At 63.3% G+C, this 882-nt stretch carries 2 protein-coding genes; one reads left to right on the forward strand and one right to left on the reverse strand.

What is annotated here, in order from left to right:
* The coding region (locus tag ELR45_RS38265) for an MBL fold metallo-hydrolase (RefSeq protein WP_205856799.1) at positions 1-524 on the reverse strand (524 nt) is incomplete at its 3' end.
* Positions 525-751: 227 nt separating this feature from the next.
* Here ELR45_RS38265 and ELR45_RS42325 point away from each other — a divergent pair.
* On the forward strand, positions 752-882 hold a 131-nt coding region (locus ELR45_RS42325), incomplete at its 3' end, for a LysR family transcriptional regulator (RefSeq protein ID WP_205856804.1).

An 882-nucleotide genomic window follows, 5' to 3' on the forward strand; every position in this document is an offset into this window, starting at 1 on the left:
AGCCACGCGACGATGTCCCCTGCGGTGTGCCCCCTGCCGCAATACTGCAATACCAGCTCGCCGCCGCTGCCACCCAAGTCGATTGTCAGCCGGTCGGAGAACGTCACATCGGACCAGGTCAAGCCCGGGATGGAGCCCGGCTCCCGGAACAGGCGCGGCATCCGGCCATACTCCGATTCCCAGTCCTCTTTACCGCGCTCGGCGATCAGCCGGCGGGTGTTCTCGTGCGTGATGACCACCTCGGCGTCGAACGCCGACGCACCCAGCACCCGCACCGCGTGGTAGTGCGACAGCACCAGGTACCGCACCGGTTTGTCGGTATGTTCGCGCAGCTTGTCCAGCCACTCGCGAGCCGCCACCGGGGTGGCCCGCGCCTCGAAAGCGACCACGAAATCCTCCCCCTCGATCGCGCCGACGTTTGGGTCGCCCTCCGCCGTGAGTGCGTACACGCCATCGGCGAGCACCTCGAGGGTCTCGGTCTTCTCGGCCAGATCGGCCGAAGATGCGAATGTCTTCGCTGCCATCGCTTCCTACCTCCGTTGTGGTGTGGCCAGTTCACCGCCTGCTAGTACCGATAGGTCGCGCTCGCACGGCGGATCAGGCCGAGGGCCGCTATCCCGACCAGATAGCCACCGACCGCTATCGATGAATGCGAATTTCGCATACAACGCATCGACAGATGGGCCCACTGTGCCAGTGGCCACGACATAGGTAAAATATAAGAAACTTCTGAACTAAATAGGCTTAGGCTATGAATCTGCCTCGCTTCTCCTTACGCCAACTCCAGTACTTCGTCGCCATCGCGGAGAGCGGAACGCTCAGCGGAGCGGCCGACCGATTGCACGTCGCGCAGCCCACGCTCTCATTGGCGCTCACCGATCT

The organism is Phytoactinopolyspora endophytica (genome assembly GCF_004138495.1).
GTDB classification, from domain to species: domain Bacteria; phylum Actinomycetota; class Actinomycetes; order Jiangellales; family Jiangellaceae; genus Phytoactinopolyspora; species Phytoactinopolyspora endophytica.